Raw genomic sequence first — 19,648 nt, forward strand, 5'->3', positions numbered from 1 at the left:
CAAAGGGAGGTTTTTGTGAAAAAAAGAGTATTTTCTTTATTTTTTTCTTTTTCATTGTTCTGCACATTCGCATTCTCGGGGGAACTGCACATCGATTTGAATAATCTCGACCCTCTAACATCTGCGATTTTCAGAGGTGTGGAAGAAGCGTTCAACGTAAATGAAAAAGGGCTTGACGCTTTGCAAAGCGGCGATTTTGAAGAAGCCGAGCGCCTTTTCATACAAGCGGGCACAATAATTCCTATATATAGCGAGGCGCGAAACAACCTCGGCGTTGTTTATTTCAGTACGGGACGCGAACAAGAGGCAGCGCGAATTTGGAGAAATATCACTATGACCGACCCCGACTATCCTCTGGCGTGGTTCAATCTGGGACTTTTCAATTTCAGAGCGGGAAACACTATGGAGGCGGAACGCTTGTTTGAAATCGCCTACTTGACAGACCCTGCAAACGAAGATATTTGGGAATTTTACGCATACATATTAGTCCTAAACAACCAAATCGAAAAAGCCATATCTATATTAGAAAGAAAAATTCCATCGCAAACAGCGTTAGAAATGCTTGAGGAAATACAGACGGCACGCGCGCAAGAAATGGCGACAGCCGAAGAACGCCGCGCTTTAACAGCAGAGGAACTCTTTAATATTGCATTAGAATACCACTTGGCGGGAGATTTGCAAACAGCCGTCAAGCTCTACGAAGAAGTTTTGGCGAAAGACCGAAGATTTCACAGAGCTTGGAACAATCTGGGCGCGATATTCGGCTCAAGAGGCGAAATAGAAAGGGCGATTTCCGCATATAAGAATGCAACGGGAAGACGTTCCGACACAGCAGACGGCTATGTAAATCTGGTAAATATTTATTCTGCAACAGGCGATACGCGAAATGCCCGAAGATGGCTCAGACGAGGACTTAGACGGGCGCCGCAAAACGAATATCTTCTAATTTTCCAACAACAATTACAAGGATAATTAAACAATGCGGCAATTTTACAAAGATTTGGCAAAAAATACAAAAAAACACGAAATAATCCGCAAAAGCGTTCTGCATAAATTATATTCTTTGCGTTAATGACGGAAACTTTCAAAACTTGAAGGGAGTTATAATACAATATGAAACGACTACATCCGCTGATTTTTGCCTTAGCAACGGCTTTGCTGATTACATCTTGCAAAACTGAAAGCGGCTCGACAGCAACAACACTGTCCGACGCGCTTGCTCAAGCGTGGAACTTTACGGAAACCGACGACTCGGCAATGAACGAAAGAGAAGCGGCAATAGCGCGCTTACCGAGAGAAAGAACGCTCTTTTTGGTGGGCTTTCAATGGGGAACGCCTTTCTCGTTCAATCCGCTGGGAAGCTGGCCCGACTTTCCTATTCGCCCCGAATTTAATTTGATGTACGAGCAACTGACCGTATTCAACTCAATGACCAACGAAATTGAGCCGTTAATCGGAAGAATTGACGAATCAAACAACGATTTTGTTTCGGTAATACTTAACCCCGCGGCAAGATGGAGCGACGGAAGACGCCTCACTTCGGCGGACGTTCTTTTTACCTATAATCTTAACCTTACAAATTCGGACGCGCCTTGCAGTTATATTTTAGGCGTAATAAGTCATTTGACTGTCGATACCGTAATGACAACCGTCAGAAACGAAAACGGCGACTCAATAAACGTTGTAATGGAAGAGCGCGTATTTGTTTGGGTGGACAAAGAAGACAGAAACAATCCGCTTTCGGTTTTGGATTTGATTTCAACCGTGCCGATTTGGCCCCAACACGTTTTTGAACCGCTGTTGAGAGCCGCGGGCGGAAGAATTGCCGACGTTGTCCGCGACCCGATGAGCAGACCGCAGGTTGTAAGCGGACCCTACAACTACTTTATGCACTCAAATGAGAAAATCGTTATAAGAAGAAGAGACGATTATTGGGGTAATGACGCGCTCAGAGGCGGCAGATTGCCCGCTCCCGAATTTATTATCCACCCGATTTTCAAAGGAAACGAGCACGCCTCAACAGCTTTGAGACGGGGCGATTTGGATATTTCGTCGAACTTTATACCCAGAGTTTGGAGACACAAAACCGTGCATACTTGGTTTGACGGTCCTCCGTTCTACAAACCGGGCGCTATTCCGATGTTTATCATAAATACGACCCAGTTCCCGCTTAATAACAAGCATTTCAGACGGGCGATGGCTTTTGCCATAAATTACGAAGACGTCAGAAATTTGGCGGTTTCGGGATATTCGACCGAAATACAGTCGGGTTTGATTATGCCTTTTTCGGCGGAAGCGCAATTCTTCGATGAAGACGACGTTCAAAGATACGGCGCAACAAGATTTGACCCCGAAGCGGCAAAAAGAGAACTTGAACTCGGCGGTTTCACACCCGTATGGGACAGAAGAGGCAACCTCTCTCACGTTTTGGACGCAAACGGCGACACTGTTCCGCCAATCGGCATAATGTCGCCTTCGGGCTGGACGGACTTCGAGTCGGTCGTTCGGATTGCAGTTGACGGTATGCGCGCGGTCGGTATAGACGTTCGCCCCAATTTTGTGGACGCGTCGCGCTACTTTTCCGTAAAAGAAACGGGCGACTTCGATTTGCTTTTTGACACGCCTGCTTCAATGCGGTCAAAATCAACGCCTTGGGCGCGTTTTGAAGTGGTTATGAGCACCCGAAACTTCAGACCGATTGGTCAGAGAATGCAAAACAACGCAGGACGTTGGAACGACCCAAGTCTGCCGAACCACATTCCGCAAGTCGATTCGCTTCTTCAGGCAATTCCTTTAATGAATTGCGAAGCAGAACTAAAAGAAGCTTATACAAAACTGAACCGCATATTTATGCAAGAACAGCCGACTATCCCCGTGGTTTACAGACCGGAAGAGTTTTATTCGTTTTCCACAAGATGGTGGACGAACTTTCCGACCGAGAGTAATCCTTACGCACCGCCGAGAATGCCGGTTGCGTCTGCGGGAACGCGTATGCTTTGGGAAATTGTTCCGACAGGAGGTAGATAATATATGCTTAAGAATTATCCGACGCTCAGATTTATCTTGCAGAGAGGAATTTGGTATTTCCTGACCTTTTTGGTCGCGGTAACCATAAACTTCTTTTTGCCGCGTTTCGGCGCAGACCCGATAGATTTGATAATGAGCCAACAGAGGGCGGTAGGAAGACAGGCGGAGCAGAGACGCACCGCCTATATGAAACAGTTCGGCTTGGTAGAACAAAGAAGAGTAGCCGTAACCGTTTCGGGTGAATTTTTGGTTGACGCGAATAATCAGCCGTTAAATTTGGAAACACTTGTAAGAAGCGGAGTTTTGTTTCCCGATACGCTTGCGCAATTATGGAATTCCACATTTACGATTACAAACCTTCCCGCTCTGCAAAGCGCGTTAAGGCTGATGAACGAAAAACGAGGCTTTGGTCTTCCAGGTTGGATAGACCTTTGGGGCGGTTGTCCTGAAAGCGAACCCGACCAAGACGGAAATTTCCCTTGTTTGTCGGCAACCGGACTTGAAAACTTTATGAGAACCGAATTAAGCGCGACCGACATTCTTTCGCTCCCCGGTATTACAATAAACAGAGGAGTTATGGTTTACACGGGCGACGCGGAAAGATTGCGCGACCAACTCGGCGGTTTTGCACTCATAAACGAGGCGTATCTTGTAAGAGACGGCGACGGCAATTTTAATCTGTATCAGTGGGACGGCGACGTTCAACAACCAAGATACATAAGAGTTTCAAGCGGTTCTAACGACGATATTATGGGAACTCTCAGTTTCTTGGCGGGAAGCGAAGTGCTTTACGAAAAACTTCCCGAAGAAGCAAACGACAAAATTTTGTCTTCAGTAGTGCCAATTCGTCGCTCGCTGTTTGGGCAGTATATACAATATTTGGTAATGCTCTCCCGCGGAGATATGGGAACGTCCCTCATTCGCTACCCGCAATCGGTCGGCGAAATTGTAGCGAGCGCAGTTCCTTGGACTATCGCGCTTCAATTCCCCGCAATACTTTTCGGCTGGATTGTCGGAAACGTTTTGGGTGTGTTGGCGGCGTATAAACGCGGAATGTTCGACAAAATACTTTTCCCTTGCGCGCTTTTAACAAACTCTATTCCGATGTTTGCATTCGGTATGCTTTTGGTATATGTTTTTGCGGAAGGATTTGGAATTTTCCCGTCAAGCGGAGGTTATGCAATGGGAGTCATACCGAGTTTCTCCATAGCGTTTATCTCTTCGGCGGCATTCCATTACGTGCTCCCCTTCCTTTCACTTTTCCCGATTTTTGCGAGCGGTCAAGCGACAGGTATGAGAACTATGGGTATTTACGAACTTGGAACAGGCTACGTAAAATACGCAAAAACTTTGGGTGTTTCGGAAAACAGAATTTTGATGTATATCTTCAGAAATGCAATGCTTCCTCAATTAACAGGTTTGGCTTTGGGCTTGGGAACGATGGTGGGCGGCGCGCTCATTACCGAAATGATTTTCTCATATCCCGGACTTGGCTCAACGCTTTTGAGCGCAGTGCAAAACAACGACTACCCGCTTATTCAAGGCGGCGCGTTGCTTGTGATGATAACAGTTCTTATTGCAAACTTAATAGTGGACTTGCTCATTGGGTTCTTCGACCCGAGAGTAAAAGCCGGATTGTCGTCGGGGGTGTAAAATGAAACTACTTAAAAACTTACTGAAAGAGCCGGCATTTGTATTTGGCGTAGGGCTATTCTTTCTGACTATTTTGATAGCGTTGCTCGGACCGCTTTTTGCGAGTATGGATATGGCGTCAAGGCATTTGCCATACTCTCCGCCGAGCGAAGGAATTGCATTGGGCTCCGACCATTTGGGGCGCGATATGGTTTCTATGCTTATTGCAGGGCTTCAAAGTTCGCTGTTTGTCGGCTTTTTGGCGGGAATTATCGCAACGACAATCGGAACATTCTTGGGCGTTTACGCAGGATTTAAGGGCGGCTTTATCGACGACTTTATCAATATGGTGACCAACCTTTTCTTGGTAATACCGTCGTTTGTAGTGCTTCTTTTGATTTCTTCTTCACTCGAAGACGGACGTTCGTTGCAACTGATTGCGGTTATAATCGGCTTTACGATTTGGCCCTGGACTGCTCGTTCGGTGCGGGCGCAAACTTCGTCGCTGAAGAGTTCGGAGCATATAAATCTGGCAAGAGTAAACGGTGCAAATACTTTCTGCATCCTTACAAAACACATTTTGCCTTATTTGCTTTCGTACGTGTTTATGGTCTTTATCATTCAGGTCGCTTCCGGAATTTTGCAGGAAGCTTCTATAAGTATGCTCGGACTTGGACCTTACGACAGCGTGTCGCTCGGAATAATTATGAACGACGCAATGCGAAACGAAGCGTTGGGAGATGGAGCGTGGTGGGCGTTTGTTCCGGCAAGCGTACTCATTACTTCAATAGTATTTGCACTTTACGCACTTAACACTTCGATGGAAGGTGTGTTTAACCCCGCTTTACGGAAATAGGAGAAAATTATGCCAATATTTGAAGCAAAAAACTTATCCCTTCACTATCTTACCCGTTTCGGCTCTAAAGTCCACGCGGCGGTAGATATTTCTTTTGAATTAAAGGAAGGCGAAATTCTTGGTATTGCAGGCGAGTCGGGCTGCGGAAAAACAACGCTTGTAAGCGGACTTTCGGGAATGTGTATCCCGCCTCTGCATTACACGTCGGGCGAACTTTTCGTAAACGGTCAGCCGCTTTTGGAACGCTCGCTCGAAGACATCCGCGAAAACGTCCTTGCGCGCGAAATTTCGATGATACCTCAAGGTGCGTACAACGCGCTTAATCCGACAAGAAAAATTAAGGATTTGGCGATGGACGTTCTCAAAAGCCACGAAAAAGGCAAAGTGAGCAAGAAAGAAATGTATCAGAGAATTCACAATCGCTTTGAACTTTTGGGGCTTGACACCGAAAAAGTGCTTAATTCTTACTCGGTAACCTTAACCCCCGGTGAAAAACAGCGCTCGGTAATAGGAATTTCGACCCTGCTTAACCCGAAAATGGTTATTGCGGACGAGCCGACTTCCGCGCTCGACGTCACAACGCAAAAGCAAGTTATCGGCGTTATTTTCGACTTGTTAGAGAAAAAAGTTTTCTCAACAATGATATTCATAACGCACGAATTACCGCTTCTTCGCCACGTTGCGGACAGAATTGCGGTAATGTACGCGGGCGAAATCGTAGAGTTGGGAACAAGCGAGCAGTTGGTATTCTCGCCGAAGCACCCATACACGCAAGCGCTTATGAGCGCAATGCTTTCGGCGGAAGAGGGCGCGAGAAAACGCAAACCCGAAGCAATCGAAGGCGCTCCCCCAAGTCTTGCCGACAAAATTGAGGGTTGCCGTTTTGCGCCGCGTTGCAAATACGCGACCGACAGTTGCAGAAAGAATAAACAGGAAATTCGTATCGTTGATAATCGTCAAGTGAGGTGTGAATATGCCAAATAAAAATATATTTGAAGCAAAAAATCTCGTTAAGGAATTCGGGCAAGGTAAAACGCGTAATACTGTGCTAAAAGGACTGAATTTTGAAATCGGAGACGGCGAAATTGTAACCATCGTAGGCGGTTCCGCCTGTGGAAAGTCTGTAATAGCAAAGCATCTTTTGGGATTTTTACAACCGACAAAAGGCGAATTACTTTACAAAGGTAAAAAAATAACCAATCAGCGCGACCATTGGCAAACAGTTCAGCCGATTTTCCAAGACCCGTTTTCGGCGTTCAATCAGTTTTTCTCTATTCGCTCGCAGTTAGAAGATTCGTTCAAGGTTTTATATAACAAACCAAGCAAAGCGGAAATAAAAGACAAGGTTGACGAAGCGCTTTTGGCGGTAAACGTTATGCCGAGCGACCTTAAAGAGAAATTCCCCTTTGAACTTTCGGGCGGACAAATGCAGAGAATGCTTCTTGCAAGAATTTTTGCCTTAAAACCGCAAGTTCTTATTGCCGACGAAGCGACTTCGATGGTGGACGCGTGCGTACGCGCAAATATTTTGGACTATCTTATGAAACTCAAAGAAGAGTTGAATATGACCATAGTATTTATCACGCACGATATTGGTTTGGCGTATTACGTTTCCGACAGAATTTTCGTAATGCACGACGGACAAATAGTCGAACACGGTACCCCCGACGATGTTGCGCTTAACCCCAAAAGCCCGCAGACAATACAGCTTTTGGAGGATATTCCCGATATTCACAAAGACTGGGTAGTGCGAAAGAGAGCGTAATTGTTTTATATAGCAAACAAGGATACCCAATCAGGTATCCTTGTTTTTTTTATTTTCAGCTAAATTCCGCATTCTTTTCTCCTCGAAAAAAGTTTCGGTTATATCCGAAATTTATGTTATTTTACAAACAAAAATCGGTTATATCCGATTTTTTCATTAAAATGCTTTATTTTTCGCATTTTTCAAATAATTCCCCTCTCCAGTAAAAACAAATATTATTTTTACCGCAAAATTAAGGAGAAAACTGTATGGATATTACACAACTTAATGAACAAATTCGCGAGAAGAGCGCTTTTACAACGTTAATTCGTCAAGAAATGGCGAAGGTAATTGTCGGGCAAAAAGATATGGTGGACAAAATGCTTGTGGCTCTGCTTTCGGGCGGGCATATTTTGCTTGAAGGTCTGCCGGGACTTGCCAAAACGCTGACAATTTCTACCCTTGCAAAAATTATAGACACTGATTTCAAGAGAATTCAGTTTACACCCGATTTGCTTCCTGCGGATTTGATAGGAACATTGGTTTTCAATCAGAAAACCAGCGATTTTGTGGCGAAAAAAGGACCGATTTTTTCTAACTTTATTTTAGCGGACGAAATTAACCGCGCTCCCGCAAAGGTGCAATCCGCCCTTTTGGAAGCAATGCAGGAAAAACAAATAACCATCGGCGACACCACGTACAAACTATCGGAGCCGTTTTTGGTTATGGCGACCCAAAACCCCATCGAACAGGAAGGGACTTATCCCCTGCCAGAGGCGCAAGTCGATAGATTTATGCTTAAAGTTAAGGTTGATTATCCGACCCGCGAGGAAGAATTGGAGATTTTGTCTCGGATGGGCGGCGGCAATATTCCGGAGGTCTCGAAAGTTGCGACTGCGAAAGAAATAATCGGCGCGCGCGAGGCGATAAAAGAGATTTATATGGACAAAAAAGTGGAAGAATATATCGTTGATTTGGTGTTTGCGAGCCGCGAACCCGAAAAAGCGGGAATTAAGGATTTGGCGGGACTTATTGAGTATGGAGCAAGTCCGCGCGCGACTTTGGCGCTGACAAAAACCGCAAAAGCGAACGCGTTTATTAACGGACGAGGCTACACAACGCCCGAAGACGTTAAGGCTGTCGGTTTTGATGTTTTAAGGCACAGAATTGCCCCGACTTACGAGGCGGACGCCGAAAATGTGAGCTCGGAAGATATTGTTCGCAAGATTTTTGATTCGGTCTTAGTGCCGTAATTTACGAATTTACAAAAATATCTTGCGCGCGGTGGTTGGCATATAATATTTTATGCCGTGATTTTTGAGAAAAGTAAATAAAAATACAAGGAGTTATTGTGGTACGTATTCGTCTTGCACGCGGCGGAAAAAAGAAAAAGCCGTTTTACAGAATAGTCGCAGCCGACAGCCGTGCGCCTCGCGACGGTCGTTTCCTTGAGGTTTTGGGATATTACAATCCCGTTAGCGAGCCCAAGGATTTGAAATTGAACATCGAAAGAGTGGATTATTGGGTTTCAGCGGGCGCGCAAATGTCGCAAACTGCTGAAAATTTGCGCAAAAAAGCATTGGAAGCTAAATCGGCGTAAGACTGTTATGCGCGTAAATTCGGACGATTTTGTAGCCGTTGCGACAATAGGCAGGCCGTTCGGGCTAAATGGCGGCGCTTCTTTGTTCGTTATCGGAGAGACCTTGCTTGACGCCGATTTGCCGATGAAACTTTGGGTCGCAAACGTCGAAAAAGAAGCAAAAGAAATTACTCTTCTCGAAATAAGCGGCGGCGGAAGCAATCTGCGCTGTTTTTTTGAGGGAGTAGAAGACAGAGACGAAGCGGATTTGTTGAAAAACCAAACGCTTTATCTGGAAAAAGAACGCTTGCCGAAGTTAGACGACGGCGAGTATTATTTTAGGGATTTGGTCGGACTTTCGATAGAAAGCGAGACGGGCGAAGTTTTAGGCTCGGTGAAAGAAGTTTTTAACTATCCGACAACCGACGCGTTTGATGTTAAGCTTTTAAACGGAAAAACGATAACTATTCCCTTCAATAAAGAGATTGTAAAAAAAGTGATTGTCGGCGATAAAAAAATAGTGGTGGATAGCGACAGAATAAGCGAGCTGACTTTTTAATGTTCTTTGATGTGCTGACTTTGTTTCCGAATATGTTTGACGGAATTTTGAGCGAAAGTATTTTGGCTCGCGCGATAAAAAAAGATTTGATTACAGTAAAGACCGACAACATTCGCGATTACACTACCGACAAACATAACACCGCCGACGACGAAGCTTACGGCGGAGAGCCCGGAATGGTGATGAAACCCGAACCGACCGTAGCGGCGATAAAAGCGGCTAAAGAAAGACATAACGGCAAAAATTTTCGCATAATTTATATGTCGCCGCACGGAAAAGTTATCGACCACGAAAAGGTTGTGGAACTTTCCAAGCTTGACGGAGCGGTGATTTTGTGCGGACACTACAAGGGAATTGACCAGCGAGTTATAGACAAGTATGTGGACGAGGAATTATCGCTTGGCGATTTTGTGCTTTCGGGCGGAGAAATTCCTGCAATGGCTTTGATAGACGCGGTAAGCCGAATGATTGGCGGAGTGTTGGGGAACGGCGCAAGCGCAGGCAAGGATTCGCATTTCGACGGACTTTTGAGCGCGCCTTGCTACACGAGACCCGAAATTTTTGAAGAAATGAGCGTGCCGAGCGTTTTGATTTCGGGAAACCACGCAAACATTGCAAAGTGGCACGAAGAGGAAGCAAAGAGAATTACCAAAGAGAGGCGAGCCGACCTTTGGCAGAAATACGAAAGTAAAAGTAAAATATAAAAGTACCTTTGGAGGGGAAAAGTGGATTTAATTAAACAGATTGAAAAGGGCTACATCAGAGAAGCCGCAAAAACAAATTTTTCAGCGGGAGATACGATTACTGTAAACTACCGCATTCAAGAGGGTAGCAAAACCCGTATTCAGAAATACACGGGCGTGGTAATTCAGAAGAAAAACGGCTCCGGTATGAGCGCAACGTTTACAGTTCGCAAAGCGTCGGCAAACAGCGTTTTTGTCGAAAGAATTTTTGCTCTCAACTCACCGCTTATTGAAGCTATTGTTGTTGAAACAAGAGGAAAAGTTCGTCGCGCGAGAATTTACTATTTGAGAGAAAGAACAGGAAAATCCGCGAGAATTAAAGAATTGAAATCCGACAAAGTTTTGGCGGCGGCAATCGCAGAAAAAGCAGAAGCGGCACCCGCGGAAAAAATAGAAACGGTTGCAACGGCGCCTGTAGTAGAAACACCGACGGTTGAAACGCCTGTCGCTGTTGCGGAAACTGAAGCAGAAGCGACAAAAACGGAAGAAAAAGCAACTACCGAAGCTTAATTAAAAACTTGAGTTGCATAATTTTTGAAGAAACGTCGCGAATTTGTCGAGGCGTTTCTTTTTTCTTTTGAGAAAGGTGTTTATTATGAATACAAGCGATTATCGTCCAAATGTTTGCATAGTTGTTCAGCACCCCGAAAACGGAAAATTGCTTCTGTGCCACAGATGCGGTTTTTTGCCGGGAGAGGGTTGGCAGTTCCCGCAAGGCGGCATAAACGAAGCGTTTCCTCTTGAGCAGGAAATGCGCAGAGAACTCAAAGAAGAAGCGGGAACGGATGAAGTCGATATTATAGCGATTTCTCACGGCGAGTATTTTTACGATTTCCCCGAACACGTTTACAAAAAACGCGGCGGCTTTAAAGGGCAAAGGCAAAAATGGGTGCTTGTTCGTCTTCGCGACGAAAAATTCGTAAATGTGCATACCTCAAAACCCGAATTTGATACTTACGAATGGGTTTCACCGAAAATTGCTCTTATGCGCACGGTCGAATTTAAGCAAAGCATATATCACCAAGCGCTTACAGAATTAAATGTTTTGTAATTTAAGTTTTGCCCGACGAAATTAATTAGCGAGAGATAATATCGTCGTTGCCGATTACGCGGTTTTTTCCGTTTTTCTTGGCAATGTAAAGTCGTCTGTCAGCAATTTCGAGCATTCCTTTTAACGTTGGCGCGATTTCATAACAGCATCCGACAGAAATCGTAAATTTAATTTTCTTATCTTCATATTTAAGCTCCGTATCTTCTACGGATTTTCTTATGCGGTTTAGTGTTGCGAGCGCGTCTTCGCCGCTTGTTCCCGAAAGAAGAATGCAAAATTCTTCGCCGCCGAAACGCGCTACCAAATCCGATTGACGAATTTGCTCTTTAACTTTACCGCATAAAGCCACGATAGTCGCGTCGCCCGCGGAATGTCCATAAGTATCATTGATAGATTTGAAATTATCTATGTCGATTATAGCCAAAGCGATAGAAATATTGCCGCGCTTGAAATTAGCAAAAATATTTTCGCTTATATCATAAAAACTGCGACGGTTAAGAGTATTTGTAAGGGAATCGAAGCGCGCCATATCCTCCATTTGAAAGTAGGAAACCACATAGCGAAGAATTGTTCTTATTCTCATCTGAAAATATTCCAACGCTCCCGATGTGGCAAATTCTTTTTTAATGCAGTCCAGCACGCCCGAATGAAGCAGTTCGAGAGCTTCGTCAGTCTGTGTATTTTCGTTTATCAGGGCGATTATCGGGAAATCCGACTTGCCGTACTCTTCTCTTTGCTTGCGTATAAAGGTAAGCGCGTCTTCATTATCGCCGCTAATAAAAATTGTTCTTATTTTTTCGTCGCGCTCAAGAATATTACTTGCCGCCGCCACGTTTGTCGCCTCAACAACGCCCACTCCCAAAGCCGCAAGGTTTCGCGCCACCAATTTTCGCACAGCGCTGTCGTCCTCTATTAAAAGCACTTTTATATGCGAAACGGACGAAATATGACGAATAAGATTAAGAATATAAGCAATATTTTTGCCGCCGTATCCGACAACCGTATCAACCAAATTATTATACAGAAGCAAATGTTTGCCTTGGATTGGAATATGATTGGTAACAAGGATTGTGGGAATTTTTGCCAGCGGCGCATAGGTATTCATAGAAAGCCGCATTGAAAGCACGAGCGCGCGAATACTATTTGGCGACTCTGTCTTCGCCGAGCCCAACGCCTCCTCAACGCTGTCGAAACAGCACACGTCCATTTGCAAATTGTCTTTAATTGCGGTTGCCAGATTTTGTGCATTCTGCTTATCATTTTCAATAATATATATCTTTTCTCGTATCAAATTTGCCTCTTTTTTAATATTTTGTAAGTAAATATAATATATTGTACAGTGAAATAATGTATTTTTACACATTAATGGAGGAAAATAATATGAAACGAAGTAAAAACGCTTATATTTTTCAAAAAATCACATTGACAATCATATTCTTGTTTGGCATCACTTTTGCGCAGTCGAACTTTTTGTCGATATTGGATAAATATTTGAATTCGCCTGTAGAAATTGAATTTGAGCAGAGAACTTTTTGGCACGTTCGTGAAAGAGAATCGCGAAATCGAGGAAACATTATTTTGGGAACAAACGACAGATTTAACATAACATCGGGCAGAATGCAATTTGTCAGCGACGGAACTACGTATTGGGAATTCAACAATCGTCAAAGACAAGTAATTGTCCGCCGAATTACGCCGAATTTGCCCCTGACAATTCCAACGCAAATTTTAAGATTACTCAGAAACGCCCGGTTAACGCAGGGAAGCGCGCCGCAATCGATTTTATGGCAAGACGACGAAACGCGCAGAAACGGATTTGAGCGAGTAGAAGTTTTTTATGACGACAACCTTATTACTCGAATAATTTTAACCGACAGTGACCAGAATGTCAGCACCTACACATTCAACAGAACAACTTTTTTGACAACAATAAACGACAACGTCTTTGTATTTGAAATTCCGAGAGGGGCGCAAGTTCATGAGGATTAAAAAAATTGCGGCGCTTATCTTTTTCTGCGTTTTTTTTCTTTCGGCGCGCGGACTTTTGGACAGCGAAATTTTTAATGTAGAGCTAAGCGATAACCAGATTGTAGCCGTATCTCAATCAGGAGTAAGTTGGAAAACGATAAGCGACGGGGAATGGAACAGATTGGAATGCGACTTGCCCTTAGACCAAAGATTTCTTTTTTGGCTGTCAAACAACATCGTAATTGGCGATGGCAATCATAATTTTGCAGTCAGATTAAACGTAAAACACGGAAATACAATTTCTTTTCTGCACTCGGGAACAATCAGAGACACTATTATTTCCGGAAAAAACAATCTGCTTGGCTATAACGGATTTTTTTATGACAACAGATTTTTCTTTGCGATTGGAGACGGCGGAGTTGCTGTTTTGGGAAATGATGGTTTTGAAATAAAACCTGCTCCCGAAAATATCTCGGTAAATTCTATAAGTAATGATTACCAAAGCTCAAGTTTTCTTGCAGTCTCGCCCGACGGCAAAATTTGGGAATGGGGAAATCCCGAAAATTTAGGCACATTAAATTTAGCGGAAGGTGAGCAAGTGATTAAATTTGTTAAAGATTTTGACAATACCTCGATTTTGATTTTGACCACCAATCCCGCTATTTTCGGACAAGAAATGCTTTATCGTTGGAGCAGAAGCGGCGGAACTGACGCTATTTTACGCCATCGTAATATTTTGAGGGTTATAACGACGCCCGACGGTTTTATTTACACATTAGACAATAACGGAAGATTGAGTGTTTGGGACAGAAACGGCAGAAGCAACACAAGTCAACAAGAAGAAATAATTGCAAGATTAGGCAAACTGAATATTCCGCCCGACTATATTTTAAATGACATTGCCGTTTTTGGTAATAATCGTGGATATTCGTTAGCATTTGCTTCCAACCGAGGTATTTTTTATTCGCCGAACGAAATTATCAAAACGCCGTTTGAACACTTTTACAAAAACATTCCGATAAGAAGCGGTCTCAGAGAAGTTTACGCCGAACCGGGGATACTCGCCGCAAACGACAGAGAAAGAAACAGATACGCAACTTTTCGCTACGCATTAGACAGACCCGACCGTATCACAATCGATATTTTTAACTATAATTTGGATTTTGTAGTAAGAATTGCCGAGAATGAATTCAGGCAAGCGGCAAGCGATGGCGTACATTCTACCAACGCGCGCGTTGACAGATGGGACGGCACAGTAAACAACAACGGAGGACGGCGAGCTCCTCCCGGAGTATATTTTTTCAAGATAACGACTCAAGAAGGAAGGCAATCTGCATTCGGAAGGATAGTGGTGGCACGATGAGACAGCAATGCGATATTAAAAATTTTAGACGCAGAATTATTTCTATCTGTGAGAATAATGCAAAATATAAAAATTGCCTGAAACACGGCTTGGCGCTTAAAAATTCTGCGTCTAAAATTTTTAACACCGCATTGCTGGTGGTTGGCGTACTTTGTGGTGTAAGTTATGCTGCGGGGCTTGGTGCTTATTCGGGTGGGTTTGAGCGCATTCCTCTGACAACTGAGGCGTGGGCGCGCGGAAATGCCGTATCGGCAAATCCCGAATACGCCGCCGCTCATATAAATCCCGCAAAATTAGGTTTTGTGCAGGGATTTCAACTTTCTTTCGGCAATACAATAAGACCGTTAGGCAGATACGAAAACTTTTTGTCGGCGGAATATAAAATTCCCGATACTCGAATTGGCGTCGGCGGCGTTTTTGCGTACAGAGGAATATCCAACCTTGACGGTTTGCGCTACGAAGGCGAAATCTATAATTCTACAAGCTTCATAAATACCACGCTCAAACTGGGTGTGGGAGCAATAATTTCAAGAAATTGGTCTATGGGTTTCTCGGCAACTTGGTTTTATTCCAGAATGCCTGTCGCATTCATCCCCGACAGCCGCGACATAAAAACAAACACAAACAGCACAATAGGCGGACTTACGCTTATGGCAAAATATCGAAACCACAGAGGCTTTACGGGCGCAATAGGTATTCGCGACATTTTTTCTTACAGTGATTGGAGCTATAAAGAAGCAGACGAGCTTTTTATTAACACGATTATGGACACAATGCCAATGCTCTTTGTAGCGGCGGCGGAATATGAATTCACGGTATTGGACACTCAAACCGTAAAAGTCAGCGCGGACTTTAACGGATATTGGATAAACTCCTTTTTTCAGCGCTACGAACACGTCGCCTTGTCGATGAATTATGGCTTTGAATGGTCGCCAAACAAAGTAATTTCGTTCAGAACGGGAATCAGAGACATCCTGCTAAACCGCAATTTCTTCGCCGACCGCCCAACTTGGCGCGACGAAAACAACCCACGCATCGGATTTGGAGTAGGCGTAAACTTAGAAACAATCCCCAATTGGAACCTATCCAGAAAATTCGGCGTAAATTACGCAGTAGCCAACAGCGGCGCCCAAGCAGGTTTAGAACATTCCGTGGACTTGGTATTCAGGTGGTAGAACACGAAAAATATATGCAAGCGGCGTTCGACGAAGCGCAAAAAGCATTCGCTAATGACGAAGTTCCGATAGGCGCGGTTGTCGTTAGAAATGGCGAAATAATCGGGCGTGGCTTTAACAAAATAGAGCTTTTGCAAGACCCTACCGCCCACGCGGAAATTATTGCAATTCGCGAAGCGGCGACAACAATCGGAACTTGGATTTTAGACGAATGCGACCTTTATGTCAGCGTTGAGCCGTGCATTATGTGCTTGGGGGCGGTGTTTCAGTCGCGGATAAAAAGCATAATTTACGGCACAGGCAACAGCAGATTTGGCGCAATAACAGATAAGAATTACATAGAATTGGCAAAAACAGCATATATGCGCGAACCGCAAATTATTTCCATCGGCGGTGAATACGAAGAAAAATGCCGAGATTTACTGCAAACTTTTTTTCGACAAATCAGAATTAAAAATAAAAGTGAAAAAAACGAGATTGTGAAATTCGCGGAGGAGTGAAATTACTACTCCTCAAATCCGAACTTATCTTTGAATAAGAAACGTAAGATACTATCAGCCTTTTTGTTTTTGTTTGATTTGCGTTTTTTTTTGATTTACCCTTGACTTTTAGAGTGGTTTGTTTGTATATTATTTATGTTAGGGTTTGTAGAATTGAAAAAATCCCGCAAACCGTAATCTATAAAAGGCGGCTTTGTTTCTTCCCCTCGGTGGTGACCGAGTGCCGGTTGAACAAGGTCGCTTTTTGCGTATATTTCCATATCGCTGACAACCGCCGTTCGCACATTGTTTTGCCCGTCAATTGTTTCAGGAATAGCAAATCGTATGTAATATCCATTTGCGCCATCAGTGAATTTGTTCACATAATGATGGTATTCCTTAAAGTTCGGGTGTTCTTTGTGTCCCGCAAATTTAATTTCAGATTCCGACCACGCTTTAATAGAAGTTTTGTACAAATTCGGTAGATTTTTAATAATGCGCGTCATCAAATATCTGTTACTGCCGATTATCTCACCAACTCTGCCAATAGGAAAAACAACAGCGCGACCATCAAAGTGCTCTATTTCTCCGAATTCTTTTACGATATTTTTCGCCTCTGTTTTTGTCAAATCTTTTTCAACATTTATTACAATTGGATTCATATTGTTTAATTTGTTTATGATATTCAAACGCTCCGCTACTTTTTTCGGAGACATATCAAAATCTTTTATCGAGTTTATCCTTAAATCTTCACTGCTAAAATTTTTTTCAAGCATAAAAATCCTTGTTTTTTATAATTTCGAAGACGAAAATACTATTTGCGCTATTTGTAAAACAAATTTAATTAAAAATACTTACTATTAATAATTCACAATTTCCCGCAATTCTCCCCCATTTCCCCAAAGCCCGAAACTATATTAAACAGACACAAATCCCGCATTTTCTTTCACCAATTGAAAACACGCATTGATACAAAAAAATCTAAGATAAAAATCTTTGAAACTCCGCTTGTGTATTGGGGTTATAAGCGATTTTAAGTGTAGGAATTTAAACCAACGTTTATTTTCCTATGCTTAATATATTACAAACTTTTGCTTTTTGCACAAATTTTTTACAAATCATTTTCTTTTATGAAAACCGACAAAGTTTTAGTGTCAACTTTCAATGTTTTTGCCATTTTTCGCCTATCCAATTGTTGATTTTCAGCTCGTTTTTGGTGCAGTAATTTTCAATCTCAAACATCTGATTTTGAGTTGTTTGTTTGTCGGTACTTACCCGAATATATCCGTAAATCATAAAAAATCCTCCTTAAAAAAATTGGGTTAAAAGTGTAGGAAAATAAACGTTGGTTTAAATTCCTACACTTTTAGGTGAAGTGAAAATATATGAGAGGTTGGAATATGGGTAAAAAAATTAAAACTAAAGTAAAGCACGAAGTCAAGGTTCAAAAGATATTTATCAAAAACTCTTTTTTGAGAGGGATTTTGTGTTGTTGTTTGGCTGTTCAAGGAATTTGGACGGTCTTTGTTTGTTTTGGTCAAAAAATGGTTTCAAATATAAATTTAACTTTGCCGAGAAAATTTCGGCAGGAAGGTGGTTTCTTATATGAGGCATGAAAATGTTATTGCTGTCAGTATTAACGATTCGTACAAGGGCGCGGAAAAGCATTTCGGAAAAGGAATGGTGAATATAAATGCCGTGTATGATTGCGCAAGAGCAGGTTGGGGAATTAACCTGAAAAAGCATAACCCTAACAACTTAAAATACGCAATAGCCATTTACAAGGGAAAAATCAAAGGGGTGTTTGAGATTAATAATGTTAATGGCTGGTATAATCAAATCAATTGTGTTAAACTGAATAAAGGTGATCGTATGGAAATTCCGCCGATATGGAGACATAATATGTTTGCAGGAGGTTATCTTCTGCCGGTGCCGAATGCTTGGAATTTTAGAGGAATGAATATTACTAATAAAAGCATAGGCAAAAATATTGCAAAGAAATGGTTGAGTAATTATCGGCTTTATGGTAAAACTAGGTATATGTATTTTCCTTGAAAAGGAGTTTGACAAATGAAAATTAACAACCTACTAAAACTACTGGCGATAGCACTATCCATCGCCACAAACCTATGGGCATTTGCAGGTGGCAACGGCACTGCCGCCGACCCGTTTATAATTACGACAGCCGACCACTTAAACGCTGTGCGCAATAACTTGTCGGCACATTACAGGTTGGCAAACAACATCACCCTCACGGAAGAATGGGTGTCGATACCTGAATTTAACGGAACATTTAACGGCGGCGGTAATACTGTAAGTGGAGTAAGAATTAACAACACCCTAAACAACCAAGCGTTTTTCAGCGTTATGAACGGAGCAGTTAAAGGCTTGTTGCTTGACGTTGATATTACGGGCGGGATTTTCGTTGCTGCATTAGCTGCGGTAAATTGGGGAACGATTGAGGAGTGCAAGGTTTCGGGGGTTGTAAAAGGCGCATTGATTGGTGGTTTGGTAGCCGAAAACAGAGGCGCTATCAGAAATTCATTTTCTCTGGTGGAGACGACAGCGCAGTTTATCCTCGAATTTCCTGTGGTCACGTCTCTTCCTTCAAATCCTGTAGAAGGTCAAGGGGTGCGGCTTCGTGTTGAGCATAATACAATTACCGCGCGATCTACTTATATAGATTTGGTTTATGTTGCACCCGGAGAGTTTACGCAAGGGGGAGCGCATTTCGGCGACAATAATACTCGCCCTGTCAGATTAACGCAAGGATTTTGGATTGGCAGATATCCGATAACGCAGGCGCAATGGCAGGCAATAATGGTAACTAACCCGTCAGCATTTACAGGAGCAGGTCGCGAAAATCACCCTGTATCTAATGTAAGTTGGAACGACGTACAGCCATTTATAGCGGCAATCGGCGCGCGCCTTCCGACGGCTGCGGAGTGGGAATTTGCAGCCCGCGGCGGTAATAGGCGCGACCCTTTTGCTTGGGCAGGAAGTGATAATGTGGATGATGTTGCTTGGCATAATATGCACCCTGATCGCATTCCCAATCAGACAATGCCTATTGGGCTGTTAGCACCGAATGGTTTGGGGATTTTTGATATGAGTGGTAATGTACAGGAATGGGTTAGCGATTTGTCGATGCTTTGGACGACAACAACAACAACAGCGGTAAATCCTACGGGTGGTACTACAGGCTCTAATCGCGTGGTACGCGGCGGCAGTTGGAGCCACGGTGCTTCTCACGCCCGTGTGGCTAATCGGTCCAACGGCAACCCCGACGACGGGAGGGTCCGCGGCTTCCGTGTTGCGTTCTCCCCCCAGTTCTAACACTTGCTGTTCGGATGTTTGGCTCTTTCTTTGAGTTGAAAAAACGGCTTTGGCTCAGTGTTGTCGTTGTGAGCGTTAGCCACTACGACTACTCTGAGCCGAGGCAGCTTCGAATGGCGATATTATGAAAAATGAG

Annotated in this window: 20 protein-coding genes and 2 pseudogenes; 19 read left to right on the plus strand and 3 right to left on the minus strand. The window is 43.4% G+C overall.

Annotated features, from left to right (window positions below; all coding sequences use genetic code 11):
- Positions 1-15: 15 nt before the first annotated feature.
- The 12 genes and pseudogenes from FWE23_02675 to FWE23_02730 all read left to right on the plus strand — a co-directional run bounded on the left by FWE23_02675 (position 16) and on the right by FWE23_02730 (position 11,191).
- Positions 16-972: a tetratricopeptide repeat protein gene (locus tag FWE23_02675; protein MCL2844341.1), complete on the plus strand. Its 957-nt coding sequence runs from the start codon at positions 16-18 to the stop codon at positions 970-972.
- A gap of 141 nt (positions 973-1,113) precedes the next feature.
- On the plus strand, positions 1,114-3,027 hold the full coding sequence (locus FWE23_02680; protein MCL2844342.1) for an ABC transporter substrate-binding protein: 1,914 nt from the start codon (positions 1,114-1,116) through the stop codon (positions 3,025-3,027).
- Positions 3,028-3,030: 3 nt separating this feature from the next.
- Positions 3,031-4,680: an ABC transporter permease gene (locus FWE23_02685; GenBank protein MCL2844343.1), complete on the plus strand. Its 1,650-nt coding sequence runs from the start codon at positions 3,031-3,033 to the stop codon at positions 4,678-4,680.
- A 1-nt stretch (position 4,681) separates the two neighbouring features.
- On the plus strand, positions 4,682-5,515 hold the full coding sequence (locus FWE23_02690) for an ABC transporter permease (GenBank protein MCL2844344.1): 834 nt from the start codon (positions 4,682-4,684) through the stop codon (positions 5,513-5,515).
- Between the two features lie 9 nt (positions 5,516-5,524).
- Positions 5,525-6,499 (plus strand): ABC transporter ATP-binding protein, encoded by a 975-nt coding sequence (locus FWE23_02695; GenBank protein ID MCL2844345.1) that lies wholly within the window; start codon positions 5,525-5,527, stop codon positions 6,497-6,499.
- On the plus strand, positions 6,489-7,280 hold the full coding sequence (locus FWE23_02700) for a dipeptide/oligopeptide/nickel ABC transporter ATP-binding protein (GenBank protein ID MCL2844346.1): 792 nt from the start codon (positions 6,489-6,491) through the stop codon (positions 7,278-7,280). The genes FWE23_02695 and FWE23_02700 overlap by 11 nt, the downstream gene beginning before the upstream one ends.
- 248 nt (positions 7,281-7,528) lie before the next feature.
- A complete protein-coding gene (locus tag FWE23_02705) occupies positions 7,529-8,512 on the plus strand; it encodes a MoxR family ATPase (GenBank protein MCL2844347.1) in 984 nt (327 codons plus the stop codon).
- Positions 8,513-8,607: 95 nt separating this feature from the next.
- Positions 8,608-8,859: a 30S ribosomal protein S16 gene (gene rpsP / locus FWE23_02710; protein ID MCL2844348.1), complete on the plus strand. Its 252-nt coding sequence runs from the start codon at positions 8,608-8,610 to the stop codon at positions 8,857-8,859.
- Between the two features lie 7 nt (positions 8,860-8,866).
- The gene (gene rimM, locus FWE23_02715) at positions 8,867-9,397 is read left to right on the plus strand and encodes a ribosome maturation factor RimM (GenBank protein ID MCL2844349.1); all 531 of its coding nucleotides are present in this window, start codon (positions 8,867-8,869) and stop codon (positions 9,395-9,397) included.
- Entirely contained in the window at positions 9,397-10,101 is a 705-nt protein-coding gene (gene trmD, locus FWE23_02720; protein ID MCL2844350.1) for a tRNA (guanosine(37)-N1)-methyltransferase TrmD, read from the plus strand. Before rimM ends, trmD begins: the two co-directional genes overlap by 1 nt.
- Positions 10,102-10,122: 21 nt before the next feature.
- Positions 10,123-10,470: pseudogene (gene rplS, locus FWE23_02725) on the plus strand (50S ribosomal protein L19).
- A 265-nt stretch (positions 10,471-10,735) separates the two neighbouring features.
- Complete coding sequence (locus FWE23_02730; GenBank protein ID MCL2844351.1) at positions 10,736-11,191, plus strand: RNA pyrophosphohydrolase; 456 nt, start codon at positions 10,736-10,738, stop codon at positions 11,189-11,191.
- Positions 11,192-11,216: 25 nt separating this feature from the next.
- Here the strand turns inward: FWE23_02730 and FWE23_02735 are convergent, their stop codons facing one another.
- Positions 11,217-12,482, minus strand: coding sequence for a diguanylate cyclase response regulator (locus tag FWE23_02735; GenBank protein ID MCL2844352.1), 1,266 nt, complete (start codon positions 12,480-12,482; stop codon positions 11,217-11,219).
- 89 nt (positions 12,483-12,571) lie between these two features.
- Between FWE23_02735 and FWE23_02740 the strand changes: the two genes are divergently transcribed.
- The 4 genes from FWE23_02740 to FWE23_02755 are packed head-to-tail and all read left to right on the plus strand — an operon-like array spanning position 12,572 to position 16,197.
- Positions 12,572-13,180 (plus strand): outer-membrane lipoprotein carrier protein LolA, encoded by a 609-nt coding sequence (locus FWE23_02740; GenBank protein ID MCL2844353.1) that lies wholly within the window; start codon positions 12,572-12,574, stop codon positions 13,178-13,180.
- Positions 13,170-14,522 (plus strand): hypothetical protein, encoded by a 1,353-nt coding sequence (locus tag FWE23_02745; GenBank protein ID MCL2844354.1) that lies wholly within the window; start codon positions 13,170-13,172, stop codon positions 14,520-14,522. Before FWE23_02740 ends, FWE23_02745 begins: the two co-directional genes overlap by 11 nt.
- Complete coding sequence (locus FWE23_02750; protein ID MCL2844355.1) at positions 14,519-15,697, plus strand: hypothetical protein; 1,179 nt, start codon at positions 14,519-14,521, stop codon at positions 15,695-15,697. Before FWE23_02745 ends, FWE23_02750 begins: the two co-directional genes overlap by 4 nt.
- Positions 15,691-16,197, plus strand: coding sequence for a nucleoside deaminase (locus FWE23_02755; protein ID MCL2844356.1), 507 nt, complete (start codon positions 15,691-15,693; stop codon positions 16,195-16,197). The genes FWE23_02750 and FWE23_02755 overlap by 7 nt, the downstream gene beginning before the upstream one ends.
- 95 nt (positions 16,198-16,292) lie before the next feature.
- Here FWE23_02755 and FWE23_02760 read toward each other — a convergent pair whose 3' ends face one another.
- Positions 16,293-16,952, minus strand: coding sequence for a hypothetical protein (locus tag FWE23_02760; GenBank protein ID MCL2844357.1), 660 nt, complete (start codon positions 16,950-16,952; stop codon positions 16,293-16,295).
- Positions 16,953-17,355: 403 nt separating this feature from the next.
- Positions 17,356-17,472 (minus strand): annotated as a pseudogene (locus FWE23_02765) (recombinase family protein).
- A gap of 104 nt (positions 17,473-17,576) precedes the next feature.
- Here FWE23_02765 and FWE23_02770 point away from each other — a divergent pair.
- From FWE23_02770 to FWE23_02780, 3 genes are read left to right on the plus strand one after another with little or no spacing between them, the layout of a single operon-like run.
- Positions 17,577-17,792, plus strand: coding sequence for a hypothetical protein (locus FWE23_02770; protein ID MCL2844358.1), 216 nt, complete (start codon positions 17,577-17,579; stop codon positions 17,790-17,792).
- Complete coding sequence (locus tag FWE23_02775) at positions 17,782-18,231, plus strand: hypothetical protein (protein MCL2844359.1); 450 nt, start codon at positions 17,782-17,784, stop codon at positions 18,229-18,231. Before FWE23_02770 ends, FWE23_02775 begins: the two co-directional genes overlap by 11 nt.
- Before the next feature lie 15 nt (positions 18,232-18,246).
- Positions 18,247-19,512, plus strand: a complete 1,266-nt coding sequence (locus FWE23_02780) for an SUMF1/EgtB/PvdO family nonheme iron enzyme (protein ID MCL2844360.1) — start codon at positions 18,247-18,249, stop codon at positions 19,510-19,512.
- Positions 19,513-19,648: the final 136 nt, after the last annotated feature.

It is taken from the genome of Chitinivibrionia bacterium, from assembly GCA_009779925.1.
In the GTDB taxonomy this organism is placed as follows: Bacteria; Fibrobacterota; Chitinivibrionia; order Chitinivibrionales; family Chitinivibrionaceae; genus WRFX01.